The sequence below is a fragment of the Cupriavidus sp. C3SS-1 genome (assembly GCF_057073755.1).
Genome location: NZ_CP172700.1, coordinates 2118120 through 2137093 on the forward strand (window position 1 = coordinate 2118120; position 18974 = coordinate 2137093).

Sequence of the window (18974 nt, forward strand, 5' to 3'; positions counted from 1 at the left end):
CCATGCATTACGACCTGACCGACCTGCGCCTTTTCCTCAACGTCGGTGAAACGGAGAACCTGACCCGCGCCGCCGAGCGCAGCTTCCTCTCCCTGCCGGCGGCCAGCACGCGTATCAAGCAGCTGGAAGAGGCGTTCCAGACCCAGTTGCTGATTCGCCAGGTAAAGGGCGTCAGGCTGACCCCCGCCGGCGATGCCCTGCTGCGCCATGCGCGCGAGGTGTTTCGCGAGCTGGAGTGCCTGCACTCCGACCTGCGACCCTATGCCAAGGGCGTCAAGGGCAAGGTTCGCCTGCTCGCCAATACGACCGCTACCAACTCCTTCCTGGCGACCGGCTTGTCGCGTTTTCTAAGTGAAAACCCTGACGTAGACGTGGAGCTGGAAGAGCACTTGTCGCAGGAAATCGTCTCCGCGGTCAGTGCCGGCGCGGCGGACCTGGGCATCGTGGCGGGTGAAGTCGCCACCGAGGACCTCGATGTGATGCACCTGTGCAGCGATGAGCTGATCGTGATTGCGCCGGTCAACCATCCGCTGCCGCAGTTCAAGCGGCTGCACTTCGCCGACCTGCTCGACACCTGCCGCTTTGTCGGCCTGAACCAGTTCAGCGCAATCCAGTCGTTCCTGGACCGGATCGCCAGGGGCATGGGCAAGCGCATCAGCCTGCGCATCCAGGTCGGCAGCTTCGACGCCGTCTGCCGCATGGTCGAGGCCGGCGCCGGTATCGCCATCGTGCCCAACAGTTGCGCGCGCCGCTACGCCAGCCGCAAGGTGCTGCGCTTCATTTCGCTGGAGGACGAGTGGGCGCGCCGCGAATTGCGCCTGTGCCGCCGCCCGGGGCGCGAACTGCCGCAGTTCGCCGAAACCCTGATCCAGTACCTGGTCGACGCCGCCCGCGAGCCCGTATAGGGGTGGCAATACATGGCCGTTCCCCGCGGGGTCAGGCCGCCAGCCCGGCGAGCGGCCGCAGCGAGATGACCATGACCGCGATCAGCACGGCCATGATAGCCACGCCGGACCAGCTGGTGCGGCCACAACGCGCCAGCGAGTCGTTGACCAGTTCCGGCGACCAGTGGTATTCGCGCAGCCGTTGAACCGTCGATTCCGCGTGCCAGCGGTAAAGCTGGTTGCCATAGAAGCCGAGCAGCAGCGCCATGGCATAAAGCAGCGGCCGCGACAGCACGACCGGCATGCGGATCTGGAACAGTGCATGCAGCACTGGTTCGGCGCAGAGGACGATGGCGTAGACGCCGACCTGCCAGTACATGCGACGGTAGGCCATCCAGAACGGTCCGAAGACGAACGCCGCCCAGTTCCACGACATGCCGTTGCGCGACCCGGCGAGCTGCCACTTGTTGCGGTAGTACGCGAACCGCGGTCCCACGAACACGGCCAGCGCCGCTTCGTCGCTGATGATGGCTTTCATGCCTTGCCCCCTGACTGCAGTGGGTCCCGACGACGGACCTCTGCCAGAGCATAGGCTTGAACTGGCGCACCAAGCGTGCGCTGGCGCGCAGATGGAGCGCGATCTGGGTGGCAATCACGGGTGCACCTCCGAGCGGCCTTGCCCGGCGGCACGTCAAGTGCCACCGGGCCACCGTCTGCGCCCCTCGCGGACATCGTCCCGTCTCGCCGACATCGGTCGGCCCCTTGCGCCGGGCGAGGACGTGGTCCGTTTTCGCTTCCCCTGCTTTTTCGCGGATCGCATGTGACGCTCGTCGTCGCCAATGTGCCCGCTCGTGCATTGTGGCCGATCGTCGGTGCCGGATCATCATCAATATTGGTGATGGCGTGGCGAACGCGCCTGTCCCGTGCGCGATGCGGCGCCGTCCTACAGTGCAAACGGATTGGTCCGGACACGGCGCAGCCGCCGCTCCTTCTATCGTGGAAGCGTGGAAAAAAGGAAGGAGAACCAACATGCCCTATATCATTGCCTGGCTTCTCGGCGTACCGGCTCTCGTGCTGATCCTGATCTGGCTGTTCATGCACTGATGTGCTGCCCGCCGTTACTTTGTTACTCGCTTGAAAAGACGCCCGGTTCGCCGGGCGTCTTGCTTCCCGTGCGTGTCGCCGATGCGCCGCACCTAAGCCGCACCTAAGCCGCTCTTTCGCAAATCCGAATTTCGTGCCCATGGGCCCTCGGGAATAATGGCCCCATTCAAATCGACCGGGCCCACCCCCATGTTTGCAGATCAGGATCAAGACCAGCTTTTCCCGGAAATCCGCGAAGCCGTGCGCAGCCTTTGCGCGGGTTTCGATTCGGCCTACTGGCAGCGCGTTGAAGAACAGAACGGCTTTCCCGAGGAATTCGTCCAGGCGCTGACCCAGGCGGGCTGGCTGTCTGCCCTGATTCCCGAGGCCTATGGCGGTTCCGGCCTGTCGCTGACGGCGGCCTCCGTCATCATGGAAGAAATCAACCGCAACGGCGGCAATTCCGGCGCCTGCCACGGCCAGATGTATGTGATGGGCTGCCTGCTGCGCCATGGCTCCGAAGAGCAGAAGAAGCGCTGGCTGCCGGGCATTGCCTCGGGCGAGCTGCGCATGCAGTCGATGGCCGTGACCGAGCCGACCACCGGCACCGACACCACCAAGCTCAAGACCACCGCCGTGCGCAAGGGCGACAAGTACGTCGTCAACGGTTCGAAAGTGTGGATTTCGCGCGTGCAGCACTCGGACCTGATGCTGCTGCTGGCACGCACCACGCCGCTGGACCAGGTCAAGCGCAAGTCCGAAGGGCTGTCCGTGTTCGTCGTCGACCTGCGCGAAGCCATCGGCAAGGGCCTGACGGTCCGCCCGATCCGCAACATGGTCAACCACGAGACCAACGAGCTGTTCTTCGACAACCTGGAAGTGCCGGCCGAGAACCTGATCGGCGAGGAAGGCAAGGGCCTGAAGTACATCCTCGACGGCATGAACGCCGAGCGTATCCTGATCGCGGCCGAGTGCATCGGCGACGGCTACTGGTTCGTCGAGCGCGCCAGCAACTACGCACGCGAGCGCGTCGTGTTCGACCGTCCGATCGGCCAGAACCAGGGCATCCAGTTCCCGATCGCGCGCTCCTACGTCAACGTGGAGGCAGCCAGCCTGATGCGCTACAAGGCCGCCGCGCTGTTCGACGCCGGCAAGCCGTGCGGCAAGGAAGCCAATATGTCCAAGCTGCTCGCTGCCGATGCGTCGTGGGAAGCCGCCAACGTCTGCCTGCAGACGCACGGCGGCTTCGGCTTCGCGGCGGAATACGACATCGAGCGCAAGTTCCGCGAGACACGCCTGTACCAGGTCGCGCCGATCTCCACCAACCTGATCCTGTCCTACGTGGCCGAGCACGTGCTCGAACTGCCGCGTTCGTTCTGAGGCCGCGCATGACTGCATCTACGCCCAACGGCATTCGCCCGCTCGACGGCATCCGCGTGGTGTCGCTGGAACACGCGGTGGCCGCGCCGTTCGCCACGCGCCAGCTCGCGGACCTCGGGGCCCGCGTCATCAAGATCGAACGCCCCGGCGTGGGCGACTTCGCGCGCGGGTACGACAAGTCCGTGCACGGACAGGCTTCGTACTTCGTCTGGCTCAACCGGGGCAAGGAAAGCCTGACCCTGGACCTGAAGGATGAAGAGGCGCAGTCCATCCTGCACCGCCTGCTGGCCGATGCCGACGTGCTGGTGCAGAACCTCGCGCCCGGCGCCGCCGCCCGCATGGGGCTGGATTTCGACACGCTGCACGGCAAGTACGAGAAGCTGATCGTCTGCGACATCTCGGGCTATGGCGACTCCGGCCCCTATCGCGACAAGAAGGCCTATGACCTGCTGATCCAGGCCGCCGCCGGCCTCGTGGGCCTGACCGGCGGCCCGGACGAGCCGTCGCGCGCCGGTGTTTCGATCGCCGACATTTCAGCTGGCATGTACGCCTACAGCGGCATCCTGTCGGCGCTGCTGCAACGCGGGCGCACCGGCAAGGGACTGCGCGTGCAGGTGACCATGCTCGAGGCCATGGCCGAGTGGATGAACCAGGTTCTCTATTTCGGTCACTACGGCGGCAAGCCGCCGGCGCGCGTTGGCGCGTCGCACCCGACCATTGCGCCGTATGGCATTCATCGCACCGCCAATGGCAGCGTGATTTTCAGCGTGCAGAACGAGCGCGAATTCGCCAATTTCTGCGAGATCGTGCTCGGCAACCGTGAACTCGCGCAGGACGCACGCTTTTCCAGCAATACCGCCCGCGTCAGCAACCGCCCCGAACTCACCGCGCTCATTGAAGCACGCTTTGCGTCGCTGACGGTGGCGCAGGCCGAGGCGCTGCTGGACCAGGCGCAGATCGCCAATGCCCCGATGAACGACATCGAAGGCGTGTGGAACCATCCGCAGCTCCAGGCGCGACAGCGCTGGCGCGAAGTCGCCACGCCGGCCGGCCCGATCGACGCGCTGCTGCCGCCGGCCAACCTGTCCGGCGTGGAGCCCGTCATGGGCGACGTGCCGGCACTGGGTGCGCACAGCCGCAGCATCCTGGCTGAACTGGGCTATGGCGATGGCGACATCGACGCACTGGTGAGCAAGAAGACTGTCTGAGGACGTTCGAGCAACGTCCGTTCCCCCCCCCGTCCTCTCCCGCATCGGGAGAGGACCCTGATCCCCGCAAGGCCGCAAGCGGCCGAGCGCAGCCAACTATCTCCGGAGACGGCATGAGCCAACCCGCAGACCACTCCTATCCGACCCGCCAGCTTTGCGAATTCCTGGCCCGTTTCACGCTGGCCGACGTGCCGGCACCTGTGATCGAGCGCACCAAGGACCTGTTCCTGGACTGGATCGCCTCGGCCATTGCCGGCAAGGACGCCCCCGCCGTGCGCAAGATCCAGGAATTCGCGGCGGCTATGGGCCCGTCTACGGGCGACGCAGAAGTCTTCGTCGACCGCCGCCGCACCTCGCCGTACTTTGCCGCGCTGATCAACGGCGCTTCGTCGCACGTGGTCGAGCAGGATGACGTGCACAACGGCTCGGTGCTGCACCCGGCCGCCGTGGTGTTTCCGGCCGTGGTCGCCGCCGCGCAGGCCGAAGGCAAGACCGGCGCCGAGGTGCTGCTGGCCTCCATCGCCGGTTACGAAGCCGGCATCCGCATCGGCGAATTCATGGGCCGGTCGCACTACCGGATCTTCCACACCACCGGCACGGTCGGCACGCTGGCTGCCGCCGCGGCAGTCGCCAAGCTGTACAACCTTGACGCCGAAGGCATCAACCAGGCGCTGGGTTCGGCCGGCACCCAAGCCGCCGGCCTGTGGGAATTCCTGCGCGACGCCGCCGACTCCAAGCAGCTGCACACCGCGAAGGCCGCCGCCGACGGGCTGCAGTCCGCGTGGCTGGCACGCGCCGGCTTCACCGGTGCGAAGCAGATTCTCGAAGGCGCCCAGGGCATGGCCGCTGGCATGTCGAGCGACGCCAACCCGGCCTGGCTGACCGATGGCCTGGGCACGCGCTGGGCCACCGCCGAGACCTCGTTCAAGTTCTTCGCCTCGTGCCGCCACACGCATCCGGCCGCCGATGCGCTCAAGGTGCTGATGCAGCGCGAAGGCGTTGCCGCCGGCCAGATCGCCGGCGTCACCACGCACGTGCACCAGGGCGCCATCGACGTGCTCGGCCCCGTGGTCAACCCGACCACCATCCACCAGGCCAAGTTCTCGATGGGCACCGTGCTGGGCCTGGTTGCCGTGCATGGACACGCGGGCCTGCCCGAGTTCGAGGATTACTCGCTGCAGGACGCAAAGGTGACCGACTTCCGCGGCAAGGTGGAGATGGAGCTCGACGAGGAAATCAACGCCGCTTATCCGCGCCAGTGGATCGGCCGCGTGACGGTACGCACGACCGACGGCCGCACGCTGGCCGCGCGCGTCGACGTGCCCAAGGGCGATCCCGACAACACGCTGTCGCGCCCCGAACTCGAAGCCAAGGCCCTGCAGCTCGGTGCGTTCCGCCATGGCGCGACCGAGGCCGAGATGCGTGCGATCATCGCACGCGTCTGGGCACTGGAAAGCGCGCCGAACGTGAACGACTGGCTGCCTGCCGCGCGCTGAGGCTCCGAACATGTCCACTGCCGTGACCTACCTGTTCGTGCCGGGCGACCGGCCCGAACGCTTTGACAAGGCCGCCGCGGCGAAGCCGGATGTGATGGTCCTCGATCTCGAGGACGCCGTGCATCCGGACGCCAAGCCGGCGGCGCGCCAGGCCATCGCGGCCTGGCTGGCTACAGGCCCCGCCACCAATGCCTGCGTGCGCATCAACGACAGTGCCGCTCCCGGCTTTGCCGCCGACATGGAATGGCTGCGCGCGCTGCCCAAAGGAACCCCGCTGGCGGCGCTGATGGTGCCCAAGGCGGAAGATCCGGCCGCCCTCGCGGCGATCATGGAAGTCCTGCACGGCATCAACCCGGAAGCCGAACTGATCGCCATCATCGAGACCGCGCTGGGCCTGCATCAGTTGGATGCCGTGGCGACGGCCAACGGTGTCGCGCGGCTGGCTTTCGGCTCGCTCGACTATGCCGTCGATCTCGGCTGCAGCCACACGCGCGACGCGCTGGCGCATGCGCGTGCGCGCATCGTGCTGGCGTCGCGCGTGGCAGGGCTGCCGCCTCCGGTTGACGGCGTCACCACGGCGCTGAAGGACGAGTCCGTACTGGCCGACGATGTCGCCTATGCGCGCGCGCTCGGCTTTGGCGGCAAGCTTTGCATCCACCCGGCCCAGCTCGGCGCGGTCCGCGCGGGCTTCCTGCCCTCGCCCGAACAGCTCGACTGGGCGCGGCGCGTGCTGGAAGCGACCGCCAGCGGCAGCCATGCCGTGCAGGTTGATGGCAAGATGGTGGATCGCCCCGTCATCGAGCAGGCTCGCCGGCTGATCGCGCTGGCGCAACCGTCGGCGCTCTGAACACAAAGGCTTTGTCATGACCCAGAACTCACAACTCGAGCACCTGCGCACCTGGATCGGCCGCAGCGAATCGCGTACCGAAACGCTGACGCCGGAACCGGTGACCGGCCTTGCCGCCACCTTTGACCTGGACCCGGAAGCCGTGGTGCGCGGGCCGCTGCCGCCGCTGTGGCACTGGCTCTATTTCCTGCCGCGCGCGCCGCAGCGCGATATCGGCGCCGACGGCCACCCGACCCTCGGCGGCTTCATGCCGCCCGTGCCGCTGCCACGCCGCATGTGGGCGGGCAGCGAGCTGTCGTTCGAGCGTCCGATCCATGTCGGCGATACGGTGACGCGCACCTCGGCCATCAAGGATGTCCAGCACAAATCCGGCCGCACCGGAGAACTTTGGTTCGTGGCGGTCGACCACGAACTGACGGTCAATGGCCAGGTCGCGGTGCGCGAACGCCATGACATCGTCTACCGTGCCATGCCGGAAGTCGGCAAACCTCAGCCGCCTCGGCCCAGGCTGGAACACACGGCGCAATGGCAGCGCACGCTGCGCGCCGACCCGGTGATGCTGTTCCGTTATTCCGCGCTGACGTTCAACGGCCACCGGATCCACTACGATCGCGACTACACGCGCGAAGTCGAAGGCTATCCGGGCCTGGTGGTGCACGGGCCCATGCAGGCCATGCTGATGCTGGACCTGGTGGCGCGCGAACAGCCGCAGGCGCGCGTGCGGCGCTTCGGTTTTCGCGGGCTGGCGCCACTGTTCGACCAGGACATGATTACCGTTGGCGGCACGGCGGATCCGGCACAGGCCGGCAAGCTGATCCTCTGGACTGGTGATGATGCCGGCGGCCAGGCCATGCAGGGATGGGCGGAAATCGAAGGTTGACAGCAGGATGGCGTGAGGCCTGTTCGCGCGCATGCGCCATGGCCAAGGAAAAACGGCAAGTCTCCGGACTTGCCGTTTTTCCTTGGCGAGTCTGCGGATGCAGGGAGAACAACCGCCGCGCCCGAAATGCAAAGCGCCGCCCAACGGGCGGCGCTTCAGCAGTCTGTCATAAGCGGATCGGCATCCGCTTCCGGTAGTACTCAGTCGGCCTGGATCTTCGCCGTCTTGACCACCCCACCCCACAGCGTCAGCTCACGCTGGATTCGATCCGCCAGCGGCTTGGGCCCGGAGATGTTGAGGTCATACCCCCCGGCAATCATGCGCTGCCTGAAGGCCGGGTCATCACCGATCGCCTTCTGCGCCTTGATCAGTTTGTCCACCACATCGGCCGGCAGCTTCTGCGGGCCGATCAGCGCATACCAGCCGGTCAGGTCATAGTCCTTGAGGCCCGATTCGATCATCGTCGGCACGTTCGGCAATGCCGGGTTGCGCGTCTTCGATGTCACCGCCAGGGCCCGCACCTTGCCACCGTTGATATGGCCGATCGCCGTACCGGTGATGTCGAACATGAACGTCACCTTGCCGCTCATCACGTCGGCCATGGCCGGCGAGTTGCCCTTGTACGGAACATGCAGCATCTTCACGTGGCTCATCTGCGCAAGCAGTTCCGCCGACAGGTGGTTGGACGCGCCAACGCCAGCCGAGCCAAACGTCACGTCGTCCGGATGCTTGCGCGCATAGTCGACCAGTTCACCGACGTTCTTCGCCGGGAAGTCCTTGTTCACGAGCAGCACATTGGTGTAGTCCGTGATCAGGCCGATGTAGGTGAAGTCCTTGAGCGGATTGAAGTTGACCGAGCGCTGGATCAGCGGCGTCATGGTCATGGTCGGGCTGGCGACGAAGTAGAGCGTGTAGCCGTCCGGCGCCGACTTGGCGGTCAGGTCGGCGGCAATGGCGCCACTCGCGCCGGCGCGGTTGTCCACCACCACCGGCTGGCGCAGCGCGCGGCCGAGCTGGTCGGCATAGATGCGCGCGGCCGTGTCGACGGGGCCACCCGGCGCATAACCGACCAGCAGCTTGATCGGGCGCGACGGATAGGCATCGGCCGCCCAGGCTGCACCGTGCAGCAGCGTTGCCATCATCGCGGCAACGGTCATCCAACGTTTCATCTTGTCTCCTCCAGGATTTGCTTTGTGTTCCCCGCCGGACATGAGCGGCCAGCGGAGAGTAGAAAACGCGCCGGCAATCAGCCAAGCAGCGCGCGCAGCGGTTGCTTGAGCAGTTTGCCGCTGGCCGTTGTGGGAATCACATCGATCACGCGCACTTCGGCGGGGCGCTTGTACGGTGCCAGGCTGTCGCGCAGGTAGGCGTCGAGCCTGGCGCGATCGGGTTCGACGCCGTCCTGCATCTCGATGAAAGCCACCACCTCTTCATTGCCGTCGCTGGTGTTGCGGCCGACCACGGCCGACTGGCGCACGCCCGGGAACGCGTTGATCACGGACTCCACTTCGATCGGGTACACGTTGAAGCCCGAACGGATGATCAGGTCCTTGGAGCGGCCCGAGATGAACAGCGCGCCGTCAGTGTCGAGGTAACCGAGATCGCCCGTATTGAGCCAGCCGCCGGGCAGCAGCGCCTCGGCCGACTGCTCCGGATTGCGATAGTAGCCAAGCATCACGCCCGGGCCGCGCACGCGGATCTGCCCGCGCTCGCCAGCCGGCAGCGCATTGCCTTCGCCATCGGTGATGTTGATCTCCACGCCTTCGACGATGTAACCGGCCGAGCAATCGGCGCGCGGCGCTTCCATGCGCGTGATAAAGAGCGATCCGGCGTATTCGGTGATGCCGTAGCCATGGTGCAGCGGCTGGCCGAAGTACGCCTCGACGTCGCCCTTCAGGGTCGGATCCAGCGGCGCGCCGCCGGTGTAGAGATAGCGCAGGCGCGGATAAGCCTTGCGCTCGCGTTGCTGCGCCACCGCCATGATGCGCGTGAACATGGTGGGCACGCCCTGCAGGATGGTGATCCCCGGCGCGTCGAGCGCCGCGAAGACCTCGTCCGCATCGAAGCGGGGGCGCACGAACAGGCTCGCGCCGCCATAGAGCGTGGCCAGCAGCACCGTGGCAATGCCGAAGATGTGCGACATCGGCAGCGCGCCGTAGGCGACGTCGGCCGGCCCCATGTTGCGGGAGGTCGCGGAAATGCGGGCGAAGTGCGTGAGGCCTTCGTGCGGCACCATCACGCCCTTCGGCGCACCGGTGGTACCGGAGGTATAGATCAGCGTGGCCACCTTGCGCGCCTGTTCGGCCGGCACGCGCTCCGGCGTGGCCGCGGCGCTCACCACGGTCATGCCGTCGGCAAACACCGGGCAATCCGCCGCCCTGGCGTCGAGCCGCCTGCCGTGCGCGGCGGCGACATCGGACACATGCCCCGTGAACAGTACCAGCACCGGCTGCGCATGGTCGCGGATATTGTCGATCTCGCGCGCCGACAGTCGTGCGTTGATCTGGATCGGCCACGCATGCAGCGTGCTGCAGGCGAACATCGTGACGATCATCTCGTTGCAGTTCTCGCCGACCACGATCACGCGGTCGCCCTCGCCCACGCCCCGCGCGGCCAGCCAGTCCCGCGTGCTCTCGATGCGGCGCCACAGGTCGCCGTAACTGATGACGTTGCCGCTCTCGTGCAGGCACGGCGCCTGCGGTGTCTGCGTGGCCCAGTGGCGGGGAAGGTCGTGGATGAACTCGGGGCGGAAGGAAGACATGATGCTCGCTGCTCGGTCGGGATGGTTACGGCGGATACGGCGGATGCGTCGAAGAATGCACGGGAACGCACTTGTTGCAGGTGAGGAAGTTTGCGCCATGTATCCCGGCTAAACCATTTGGAATTCGCTAAGGCCGTCTTCGGCGCGGCGACGCCCCCAGCCCACAACGGTTCCGCCGGTACGAAGGTCACCTTTGCCATTGATGAAGAACCGAATGGCAAGCCCCTCATACAATCGGCCGGCACAGTGAAGGGCCGCTGCGCATACGCCATGCGGCCCGCGTACCACAGGGGACATTCAGATGGATTTGCGTTTTACCGCTGAGGAACAGGCCTTCCGCGAGGAAGTCCGGGCGTTCGTCCAGGCCAATCTGCCGGAGGACATCCGCAACAAGGTGCTGAACCACCAGCGCGTCGAGAAGGACGACTACGTCCGCTGGCACCGCATCCTGAACGCGCACGGATGGGGCGCGCCGACCTGGCCCAAGGAATGGGGCGGCACCGGCTGGAGCGCGCTGCAGCGCCTGATCTTCGAGATCGAGACCCTGCGCGCCGGCGCCCCGCGCATGCTGCCGTTCGGCCTGACCATGATCGGCCCGGTGCTGATGAAGTACGCCAGCCAGGCGCACAAGGAATACTTCCTGCCGCGCATCCCCAACGTCGATGACTTCTGGTGCCAGGGCTATTCGGAGCCGGGCTCCGGGTCGGACCTGGCCTCGCTCAAGACCCGCGCCGTGCGCAAGGGCGACAAGTACATCGTCAACGGCCAGAAGACGTGGACCACCATGGCCCACTTCGCCGACTGGATCTTCTGCCTGGTGCGCACCGACCCGGAAGCCAAGGCACAGGAAGGCATCTCGATGCTGCTGATCGACATGAAGTCGCCCGGCGTGACGGTGCGTCCGATCAAGACGCTCGACGGCGGCCACGACGTCAACGAGACCTGGTTCGAAGACGTGGAAGTGCCTGTCGAAAACCTGCTCGGCGAAGAGAACAAGGCCTGGACCTACGCCAAGTACCTGCTCGGCCATGAGCGCACCGGCATTGCCGGCATCGGCCACTGCCACCGCGAACTGCGCCAGCTCAAGCACTACGCGAGCCAGGCCACCGACGGCGCCGGCCGCCCGCTGATCGAGGACGTGCGCATGCGCGACAAGATCGCGCGCATCGAAATGGACATCATGGCGCTGGAAATGCTGCTGCTGCGCGTGGCCACGCAATCGGGCGGCCAGCCCGGCCCCGAGGCCTCGATCGTCAAGATCCGCGGCTCGGAAATCCAGCAGGACCTGGCCATGCTGATGATGGAAGTGGCCGGCCCCAATGCGTGGCCGTATTCGCCGGACTGGCTCGAACCGGGCGCCGAACAGCCGGGCTCGGCTCCGGACTGGGCCGCTTCGGCGTCGTCGACCTACTACGACATGCGCAAGACCTCGATCTACGGCGGCGCCACCGAAGTGCAGAAGAACATCATCTCCAAGATGATCCTGGGTTTCTGAAGGGATAGCAGACATGGACTTCACCTACAGCGAAGAGCAGCAGATGCTGGCGGACAGCCTGCGCCGCTTCATCGATACCGAATACACCTTCGACGCGCGCCGCAAGAGCTCGCGTGCCGGCGAGGCGCTGGACCGCAACCTGTGGAACAAGCTGGCCGAAATGGGCGTGCTGGGCCTGACCGTGCCGGCCGACTTCGGCGGCTTTGGCGAAGGCGCCGCGAGCCAGCTCATGGTGCAGCGCGAACTGGGCCGCGGCCTGGTGCTGGAGCCGGTCACGCCGAGCGGCGTGATGTCGGCGGCGATCCTGTCGGCCTACGGCAGCCCGCAGCAGAAGCAAGCATGGCTGCCCGCCATCGCCAGCGGCGAGCGCATCGTCACGCTGGCCTATCTTGAGCCGACCACGCGCTACCGTCCCGAGACCGCGCGCGCCAGCGCCGAACGCAGCGGCGCCGGCTACGTGCTGAACGGCACCAAGAGCCTGGTCTGGCACGGCGCCTCGGCGGACGCCTATCTGCTGACCGCGCGCGTTGCCGGCAGCAACGAAGTTGCCCTGTTCCTGGTGCCGCGTGACAGCGCCGGCCTCACCGTGACCAGCTACCCGACCATTGACGGCCTGCGCGCCGCCGACCTGTCGCTGCAGAACGTCACCGTGGGCGCCGATGCGCTGGTGGGCCAGCCGGCCGACGGCCTGGCAGCTTTGGGCCTCGGCATGGAGCACGGCGTGGCCGCGCTGTGCGCCGAAGGCGCCGGCGCGATGGAAAAGCTGATCGAGATCACCGGCGAGTACCTGGGCACGCGCCAGCAGTTCGGCAAGCCGCTGGCTGCGTTCCAGGCGCTGCAGCACCGCATGGCCGACATGCTGGTGCAGAAGGAGCTGGCCCTGTCGATGGCCTATGTGGCCGTCCAGGCGATGGACGAAACCGATCCGGCCCGCCGCCGCCGCATGCTGTCCGCGGCCAAGGTCATGCTGGCGCGTGCCGGCCGCTATGTCGGCCAGCAAGCGGTGCAGCTGCATGGCGGCATGGGCATGACCGACGAGCTGGCCGTGGGCGATTACTTCAAGCGCCTGACCATGCTCGACCAGCTGCTTGGCGACAGCGACTATCACCTGCAGCGCTTCGGCGAAGTGATGGAAACCGCGGCCTGAGGCCAGCGTCGCCTGACCGGCGGCGCTCCTGCGAATCGCCAGGAGCACCGTCTCGCGCGGCGAACGGGTACCGGACATTCCGGTGCGCGTTCGCCGCGCGGCATTTCAGGGCTGCGACAGCACGAACTCGTGGCTGCTGGTATCGACGCGCGAAACCCGATATTCGATGCGCTCGTCGTGATACGACGAGGCCACCCTCAGGATCTTCAGCAGCGAAGTACCGACCGGCACGCCGAGCAAAGCCTCGTCGTCTTCATCCGCCAGCGCGGAACGCATGCGTTCCTCGGTGCGGATGATGTTGATGCCGAAGGCATCCTGGTAGAAGTTGTAGAGCGTGTTCGGCCGCTCGCGCAGCTGCTTTTCCGTCAGCGTCTTGAACCGTTCTTCCGGCACCGTGATGGCGTCGATCATGACGGGCTCGCCTTCGAGCGACAGCACGTTGGTGAAGCGGAACACGGCTGCGCCGACTGCCAGCCCGAGCGCGGTGGCCTCTTCCTTGTCCGCCTTGGCCCGGCGGAACCTGGCGAGCTGGACGGTGGGAAATTCGCGATGCCCGTCCTGCCGGACGATGCGGAAGAAGCGGAAGAAATGGTCTTCCTGCCGATGCGTGGCCACGAAGGTCCCGCGGCCCTGGTGGCGGATCATGATGTTCTCGGCCACCAGTTCGTCGATCGCCTTGCGCAGCGTGCCGATCGACACGCCGAAGCGCTCGATCAGCTTGCGTTCGGACGGAATGACCTCGCCCGGCTTCCACTCGCCTTCCGCCAGTGCGGCGAGTATTGCCTGCTTCACATCCTTGTACAGGACACCGCCGATGGCGCTGCCTGCGTCAAATCTCGCGCCCACGTTAGGATCCCCTGAGATAAGCGTGCCGGGCGGCCCGGACGGCCGCGCCATGCAATTCCGATAGAACAAGGCCGGATGATATCAAGCCGCTGCCCGGCGCCGCCGCCCGCGCCTATTCGACCCGGATCTGCTTCTCCTCGATCAGCTTCGCCCAGCGCGTGACCTCGGTATTGAAGTACTCGTTGAACGGCGGGCTCTGCGGCGCCGGCGTGAAGCCCGCGGCCACGATGCGCTCGCGCATGGCATCGGTCTGCAGCAGGCGCCCGACCGAAGTGGCGACCTTCTCGACGATAGGCCGCGGGGTGCCCGCCGGCATCATCAGCCCTGTCCAGTTCTCGACGATGAGTTCCGGGAACCCGGCTTCGGCCACGGTCGGGACATCGGGCAGTTGCGGATGCCGCTCACGCGTCGTGACCGCCAGCGCGCGCAGCTTGCCGCCCTTCACATAGGCGATGGATTCCGGGAAATTGGAAAACACCACGTCGAGCTGGCCACCGATAAGGTCGGTCATCGACGGCGCGCCGCCCTTGTACGGAACATGGGTAAAACTGGAGCGGGTCTGGCTTTCGAACAAGGCCAGCGTCAGGTGCGGCGGCGTGCCGTTGCCGCTTGAACCGGCATTGAGCCTGGCCTTCTGCGCGGCGGCGGCAAGGTCCTTCATGGACTTGACCGGCGAATTCGCCGGCACCACCACCAACATCGGCGACGACGCAATGCGCACCACCGGCACAAGGTCCTTCTGCATGCTGAACGGCAGCTTCGGGAACAGGGTCGCGTTGGAAGCATGCGTCAGCGTGACAGCCAGCCAGGTGTAGCCATCCGCCGGCGACTTGGCGACCTGGTCGGCGCCGATATTGGCATTGCCGCCGGGCTTGTTGTCGACCACGATCGGCTTCTTCCACTCCTCCGACAACTGCTGGCCAACCAGCCGCGCCATGATGTCCGTCAGCCCGCCGGCCGAGAACGGCACCACATAGCGAATCGGCTTGTTCGGATAGTCATTGGCGGATGGGACCGAAACGCTTCCCTGTGCCGCCGCTGGCGAGGGCGCCAGCCACGCGAACGTCGATACTGCGGACAACGCTACAAGCGCGCGGGCAGCCAGCCTGAACGCCGGGCGAATCGAGCCTCGATGCATGGTGTGTCTCCGTTTGGGGTCGCCGGCCCGCTTCCTGGCGGGTCCGTTGTCGATGGGGAATGGCCTACGCTTTCACCTCCTCGCCGGCGAGCGACAGCAGTTCGGCAAGCTGTGCTTCCGGTATTTCAATGCCATGTTCCTGCGCTTCCGACTGCAGCGTGTAACGCCGCGCGCCGGGCAACCGCGTGCCCTCATCGCCCAGCATCGCGTGCAGCAGCGCCTCGACCCGTTCCCCATAGACATCCGAGCCGGCGAAAGCGCCCGGATCAAGCACGAGGAACAGTTGCCCGATGCGCGGCCGGTTGCCGGCATCGGCGAAGAACGAATCCGCTTCCGCGCCAAACTGCGCGCCGGCGAGCGTAGTCACCAGCAGCTCCACCATCAGCGCCAGCATGGCGCCCTTGACGCCGCCCGCAGGCAGCATCGAGCCGCGCAGCGCCGCCTGGGCATCGGTGGTCGGCTGCCCATCTTCGTCGAGCGCCCAGCCGAGCGGAATCGGCTTGCCCTGCTTGGCCGCGACCATGATCTTGCCGCGCGCGACTTCGGACAGCGACAGGTCGATCAGGACCGGCTGCCGGCCCGGCCGCGGAAACGCTGCCGCAATCGGATTGGTGCCGAACAGCGCTCGCTTGCCACCCCAGGCCGGCATCGCCGCCGGCGAATTGCCCATGGCGATGCCCACCATGCCGGCGCGGGCCACGGTATCGAGCGGCAACCCGGCGGCGCCGAAGTGATGGCTGTTGGCGACGGCGGCGACGCCCACGCCGGTGTCGCGCGCGCGGCGCATGGCCTCGGCGATCGCCAGCTCGCAGGCCGGAAAGGCAAACCCGCTCCCGGCATCGACCAGCGCCGCGCTGGTACGGACACTGCGCACCACTGGCACCGCCTGCCCGTCGACACGGTCATGGCGCAGATGCCCGACGTACATCGGCACGCGCGAAACGCCGTGCGAGGCCAGGCCCATGGCATCGGCCCGCACCAGCGCCGCCGCCGTCGCCTGCGCCTGCAAGGCGCTCGCTCCAGCCCGGCGCAAGGCGGCCCGCGCCAGCGCTTCCAGCTGCCCCATCGGGACTCGGCTCATGACAGGGTCTCCAGCGTTTGCCGCACCTGCGCGGCGATCATCATCGACACGCGCGCATTGGCCTCGCGCGTGACGCCGCCGATATGCGGGGTCAGCACCAGGCTGGGCACGCCCGCCAGCACGCTTTGCGCGGGCAGCGGCTCGGCTTCGAACACGTCGAGCGCGGCACCGCCCAGGTGTCCGTCGCGCAGCGCGCGGGCCAGTGCGGCCTCGTCCACGACACCGCCGCGCGCCGTGTTGATAAGCACCGCCCCGGGCTTCATGGCGGCAATGCGCGGCGCATTCATCAGGTGCCGCGTTGCGGCCACCAGCGGGACATGCAGGCTCACGGCATCGGAGCGCGCCAGCAGCACATCCAGCGCAACGCCTTCCACGCCGGTAGCGGACCAGGCCGGATCGTCAGCGGACAGCATCGGATCATGCGCCACCACCTGCATGCCGAACGCCTGCGCGAGCGCGGCGGCCTGCCGGCCGATATCGCCGAAGCCGACCAGGCCCAGCGTCTTGCCCAATGCTTCGCGCCCCTCCGACAGGCGCGCACGGGGCCACCTGCCATCGGCCAGTTCCGCGCTGCTGGCATAGGCGCCGCGCAGCAGCATCGCGGCCGTGGTCACGACGTATTCGGCCACGGAGCGCGCGTTGGCGCCCGAGGCCGGAATCACGCGGATGCCGCGGTCGCGGCACGCCGCGACATCGATATTGTCGAGCCCCACGCCGAGCCGCCCGACCACGCGCAGCGCGGGCGCGCGCTCGAGCAGCGCCGCGTCGACCTGGGTGCGGTTGCGCACGATCAGCGCATCGGCCCCGGACAGCGCGTCGAGCAAGGCGCCGCGCTGGTCCACCCAGCCCGGCTCGTAGCGCACGTCGAAGCCGGGCGTGAGCGCCTGCACCGCGGCCGGGTCCATGAACTCGCTGATGCAGATGCGCCTCATCATGCGGACTCGTGGATGCGGGTCAGCACGAACTCGCGGTGGCCGAGCGCCTCGGCTGCCGTCCAGCGGCCATTGACGGTTGCCAGCATGCATTCGAGCAGCTTGTCGCCGGTCTGGTCCAGCGTCTGTTCGCGCTGCAGCAGGCCCGAGCAGTCGACGTCCATGTGCTCGCTCATCAGCCGCACCGTGCGCGGGTTCGCGCAGAGCTTGATTACCGGGACAATCGGGTTGCCGATCACGTTGCCCTGGCCCGTCGGGAAGAAATGGACGACGTATCCCGCGGCGGCGCACAGCGTCACCATCTCGGCCGCCGCGGACGACGAATCCATAAACCACAGGCCCGGATGGGTCGGCTCCTCGGCCTTGTCGAGCACGCCGTCGACCGTGCATTTCTTGCCGATCTTCTGGATATTGCCGAGCGCCTTCTCTTCGATGGTGGTCAGGCCGCCGGCGATATTGCCCTTGGTCGGCTGGGACTCGGACAGGTCCGAGGTCTTCCAGCGGTCGATCATGCCCTGGTAGCGCTCGAACATCGCCATGAACTGGTGGCGCACGTCGTCATTGGCGCAGCGCGCCGCGACGATATGTTCGCCGCCGGTCAGCTCCGAGGTCTCGCCGAACACCAGCGTGGTGCCCAGCGGATGCAGCTTGTCGAACGCATTGCCCACGGTCGGATTGGCGCCGCAGCCGGACGTGGTATCCGACTCGCCGCACTTGGTCGACACCCACAGGTCGCCGATCGGGCATTCCACGCGATGCAGCGCGGTGGCGTACTGTACGAACTCCTTCGCTGCCTTGGAAGCACGCATGATGGTGTCGTGGTCGCCGTGCCCCTCGATGCCGAAGCCAACCACCGGCTTGCCGGTCTTGGCGATGCCATCAACCACGCGCTTGGTCCAGCCGTCCTCGATGCCGATCACCACCACCGCGGCGACGTTCGGGTTGCTGCCCGCGCCGATCAGCGTGCGGAAGTGCAGGTCCAGGTCCGGCCCGAACTGCAGTCGGCCGTACGGGTGCGGAATCGCCATGGTGCCCTTGATTGCGACGGCCACGGCCTCGGCGGCGGCATTGGAGAGGTCATCCAGCGGCAGGATGATGACGTGGTTGCGCACACCCACGCGACCATTGTCGCGGCGGTAGCCCCAGAAGGTGGTGTTTTGGTCGATCACGGACATGGCGTGGCCCTCGGATTTGGAATGGATAGTGGTGGATGCGGGACGGCGGCGCGGCGGCTTACCAGCGCTTGGTCTTGATGTTATGGACGTGGGCGTGCTCGCCGGCCTTGATCGGGGCCACCACCTTGCCGATGTCGACGCCGTACTTGAAGACGGTGTCGTTGGGAGCCATGTCGCACAACGCCACCTTGTGGCCGATGGGAATCGGCTGGAGCGCCGTCACCGTGACGACCTTGTCCTCATCCATGATCCACGCATTCAGCCGGGTACCCGCCTGGATGCCTTCCACCACAGCCACCGCGACGGTGTCCTTGGCGTCATGCAGCACGACATGAATCATTTTGTTGTCTCCTGGGTTGTGGGGTGGTTTGTGGGATTCATCTTAGGAGAGGCTCTCGTCCATGTCAACTAGCTCATATATATGAGTTGGATGAATAAGGAGTTTGCCGACAGTGTTGGAGGCGCGTGTGTCCGCAAAGTGGTTCGCGCTGCATTCAGCAGCCAGCAAATGATCAAGAAAAGGACAGCGGCAAGTCCCGGCCGCCGACACCGCCGCCGTTCTTGCCGGATACTGTCGTGACTACGGTCCAGCTTTGCCGAACCGATCTCCGTCCTGCAAGG

Annotated in this window: 18 protein-coding genes; 9 read left to right on the forward strand and 9 right to left on the reverse strand. The window is 66.6% G+C overall.

The features are described 5' to 3' along the window. Positions 1–2 precede the first annotated feature (2 nt). Positions 3–905: a LysR family transcriptional regulator gene (locus ACIGJC_RS25735; RefSeq protein WP_483712226.1), complete on the forward strand. Its 903-nt coding sequence runs from the start codon at positions 3–5 to the stop codon at positions 903–905. Between the two features lie 31 nt (positions 906–936). On the opposite strand, the gene ACIGJC_RS25740 is transcribed toward ACIGJC_RS25735, so the two are convergent. Next, positions 937–1422 (reverse strand): DUF2628 domain-containing protein, encoded by a 486-nt coding sequence (locus tag ACIGJC_RS25740; protein WP_483712228.1) that lies wholly within the window; start codon positions 1420–1422, stop codon positions 937–939. A gap of 755 nt (positions 1423–2177) precedes the next feature. Between ACIGJC_RS25740 and ACIGJC_RS25745 the strand changes: the two genes are divergently transcribed. From ACIGJC_RS25745 to ACIGJC_RS25765, 5 genes are all read left to right on the forward strand, one after another. Next, complete coding sequence (locus ACIGJC_RS25745; protein WP_483712229.1) at positions 2178–3347, forward strand: acyl-CoA dehydrogenase family protein; 1170 nt, start codon at positions 2178–2180, stop codon at positions 3345–3347. An 8-nt stretch (positions 3348–3355) separates the two neighbouring features. Then, positions 3356–4555: a CaiB/BaiF CoA transferase family protein gene (locus tag ACIGJC_RS25750; RefSeq protein WP_483712231.1), complete on the forward strand. Its 1200-nt coding sequence runs from the start codon at positions 3356–3358 to the stop codon at positions 4553–4555. A 113-nt stretch (positions 4556–4668) separates the two neighbouring features. Further along, the gene (locus ACIGJC_RS25755) at positions 4669–6051 is read left to right on the forward strand and encodes an MmgE/PrpD family protein (RefSeq protein WP_483712232.1); all 1383 of its coding nucleotides are present in this window, start codon (positions 4669–4671) and stop codon (positions 6049–6051) included. A gap of 10 nt (positions 6052–6061) precedes the next feature. Then, the gene (locus ACIGJC_RS25760) at positions 6062–6898 is read left to right on the forward strand and encodes an HpcH/HpaI aldolase/citrate lyase family protein (protein WP_483712234.1); all 837 of its coding nucleotides are present in this window, start codon (positions 6062–6064) and stop codon (positions 6896–6898) included. Between the two features lie 16 nt (positions 6899–6914). Further along, entirely contained in the window at positions 6915–7778 is an 864-nt protein-coding gene (locus ACIGJC_RS25765) for an HTD2 family dehydratase (protein WP_483712236.1), read from the forward strand. A gap of 200 nt (positions 7779–7978) precedes the next feature. Here the strand turns inward: ACIGJC_RS25765 and ACIGJC_RS25770 are convergent, their stop codons facing one another. Continuing rightward, a complete protein-coding gene (locus tag ACIGJC_RS25770) occupies positions 7979–8947 on the reverse strand; it encodes a Bug family tripartite tricarboxylate transporter substrate binding protein (RefSeq protein ID WP_483712237.1) in 969 nt (322 codons plus the stop codon). A gap of 77 nt (positions 8948–9024) precedes the next feature. After that, positions 9025–10539, reverse strand: a complete 1515-nt coding sequence (locus tag ACIGJC_RS25775) for a class I adenylate-forming enzyme family protein (RefSeq protein ID WP_483712239.1) — start codon at positions 10537–10539, stop codon at positions 9025–9027. Between ACIGJC_RS25775 and ACIGJC_RS25780 the strand changes: the two genes are divergently transcribed. From ACIGJC_RS25780 to ACIGJC_RS25790, 3 genes are all read left to right on the forward strand, one after another. Next, entirely contained in the window at positions 10442–10651 is a 210-nt protein-coding gene (locus ACIGJC_RS25780; RefSeq protein ID WP_483712240.1) for a 2Fe-2S iron-sulfur cluster-binding protein, read from the forward strand. The two genes, ACIGJC_RS25775 and ACIGJC_RS25780, sit on opposite strands and share 98 nt — an antisense overlap. Before the next feature lie 189 nt (positions 10652–10840). Continuing rightward, positions 10841–12034, forward strand: coding sequence for an acyl-CoA dehydrogenase family protein (locus ACIGJC_RS25785; RefSeq protein ID WP_483712241.1), 1194 nt, complete (start codon positions 10841–10843; stop codon positions 12032–12034). A 13-nt stretch (positions 12035–12047) separates the two neighbouring features. Beyond that, entirely contained in the window at positions 12048–13181 is a 1134-nt protein-coding gene (locus ACIGJC_RS25790) for an acyl-CoA dehydrogenase family protein (protein WP_483712242.1), read from the forward strand. Between the two features lie 105 nt (positions 13182–13286). Here ACIGJC_RS25790 and ACIGJC_RS25795 read toward each other — a convergent pair whose 3' ends face one another. From ACIGJC_RS25795 to ACIGJC_RS25820, 6 genes are all read right to left on the reverse strand, one after another. Next, positions 13287–14027, reverse strand: coding sequence for a GntR family transcriptional regulator (locus ACIGJC_RS25795; RefSeq protein ID WP_483712244.1), 741 nt, complete (start codon positions 14025–14027; stop codon positions 13287–13289). 112 nt (positions 14028–14139) lie between these two features. Then, positions 14140–15165 (reverse strand): Bug family tripartite tricarboxylate transporter substrate binding protein, encoded by a 1026-nt coding sequence (locus tag ACIGJC_RS25800; protein ID WP_483712246.1) that lies wholly within the window; start codon positions 15163–15165, stop codon positions 14140–14142. Between the two features lie 64 nt (positions 15166–15229). Beyond that, the gene (locus ACIGJC_RS25805; protein WP_483712247.1) at positions 15230–16246 is read right to left on the reverse strand and encodes an Ldh family oxidoreductase; all 1017 of its coding nucleotides are present in this window, start codon (positions 16244–16246) and stop codon (positions 15230–15232) included. Further along, positions 16243–17178: a hydroxyacid dehydrogenase gene (locus ACIGJC_RS25810; RefSeq protein WP_483714394.1), complete on the reverse strand. Its 936-nt coding sequence runs from the start codon at positions 17176–17178 to the stop codon at positions 16243–16245. Before ACIGJC_RS25810 ends, ACIGJC_RS25805 begins: the two co-directional genes overlap by 4 nt. Then, entirely contained in the window at positions 17178–18353 is a 1176-nt protein-coding gene (locus tag ACIGJC_RS25815) for a UxaA family hydrolase (protein WP_483712249.1), read from the reverse strand. The genes ACIGJC_RS25810 and ACIGJC_RS25815 overlap by 1 nt, the downstream gene beginning before the upstream one ends. Positions 18354–18411: 58 nt before the next feature. Continuing rightward, entirely contained in the window at positions 18412–18693 is a 282-nt protein-coding gene (locus ACIGJC_RS25820; protein ID WP_483712250.1) for a UxaA family hydrolase, read from the reverse strand. Positions 18694–18974: the final 281 nt, after the last annotated feature.

Excerpts from the sequence above, each read along its gene's own strand:
- ACIGJC_RS25735 (WP_483712226.1), top strand. The coding sequence starts at position 3 with ATGCATTACGACCTGACCGACCTGCGCCTTTTCCTCAACGTCGGTGAA.
- ACIGJC_RS25740 (WP_483712228.1), bottom strand. The coding sequence starts at position 1,422 with ATGAAAGCCATCATCAGCGACGAAGCGGCGCTGGCCGTGTTCGTGGGA.
- ACIGJC_RS25745 (WP_483712229.1), top strand. The coding sequence starts at position 2,178 with ATGTTTGCAGATCAGGATCAAGACCAGCTTTTCCCGGAAATCCGCGAA.
- ACIGJC_RS25750 (WP_483712231.1), top strand. The coding sequence starts at position 3,356 with ATGACTGCATCTACGCCCAACGGCATTCGCCCGCTCGACGGCATCCGC.
- ACIGJC_RS25755 (WP_483712232.1), top strand. The coding sequence starts at position 4,669 with ATGAGCCAACCCGCAGACCACTCCTATCCGACCCGCCAGCTTTGCGAA.
- ACIGJC_RS25760 (WP_483712234.1), top strand. The coding sequence starts at position 6,062 with ATGTCCACTGCCGTGACCTACCTGTTCGTGCCGGGCGACCGGCCCGAA.
- ACIGJC_RS25765 (WP_483712236.1), top strand. The coding sequence starts at position 6,915 with ATGACCCAGAACTCACAACTCGAGCACCTGCGCACCTGGATCGGCCGC.
- ACIGJC_RS25770 (WP_483712237.1), bottom strand. The coding sequence starts at position 8,947 with ATGAAACGTTGGATGACCGTTGCCGCGATGATGGCAACGCTGCTGCAC.
- ACIGJC_RS25780 (WP_483712240.1), top strand. The coding sequence starts at position 10,442 with ATGACGTTGCCGCTCTCGTGCAGGCACGGCGCCTGCGGTGTCTGCGTG.
- ACIGJC_RS25775 (WP_483712239.1), bottom strand. The coding sequence starts at position 10,539 with ATGTCTTCCTTCCGCCCCGAGTTCATCCACGACCTTCCCCGCCACTGG.
- ACIGJC_RS25785 (WP_483712241.1), top strand. The coding sequence starts at position 10,841 with ATGGATTTGCGTTTTACCGCTGAGGAACAGGCCTTCCGCGAGGAAGTC.
- ACIGJC_RS25790 (WP_483712242.1), top strand. The coding sequence starts at position 12,048 with ATGGACTTCACCTACAGCGAAGAGCAGCAGATGCTGGCGGACAGCCTG.
- ACIGJC_RS25800 (WP_483712246.1), bottom strand. The coding sequence starts at position 15,165 with ATGCATCGAGGCTCGATTCGCCCGGCGTTCAGGCTGGCTGCCCGCGCG.
- ACIGJC_RS25805 (WP_483712247.1), bottom strand. The coding sequence starts at position 16,246 with ATGAGCCGAGTCCCGATGGGGCAGCTGGAAGCGCTGGCGCGGGCCGCC.
- ACIGJC_RS25810 (WP_483714394.1), bottom strand. The coding sequence starts at position 17,178 with ATGAGGCGCATCTGCATCAGCGAGTTCATGGACCCGGCCGCGGTGCAG.
- ACIGJC_RS25815 (WP_483712249.1), bottom strand. The coding sequence starts at position 18,353 with ATGTCCGTGATCGACCAAAACACCACCTTCTGGGGCTACCGCCGCGAC.
- ACIGJC_RS25820 (WP_483712250.1), bottom strand. The coding sequence starts at position 18,693 with ATGATTCATGTCGTGCTGCATGACGCCAAGGACACCGTCGCGGTGGCT.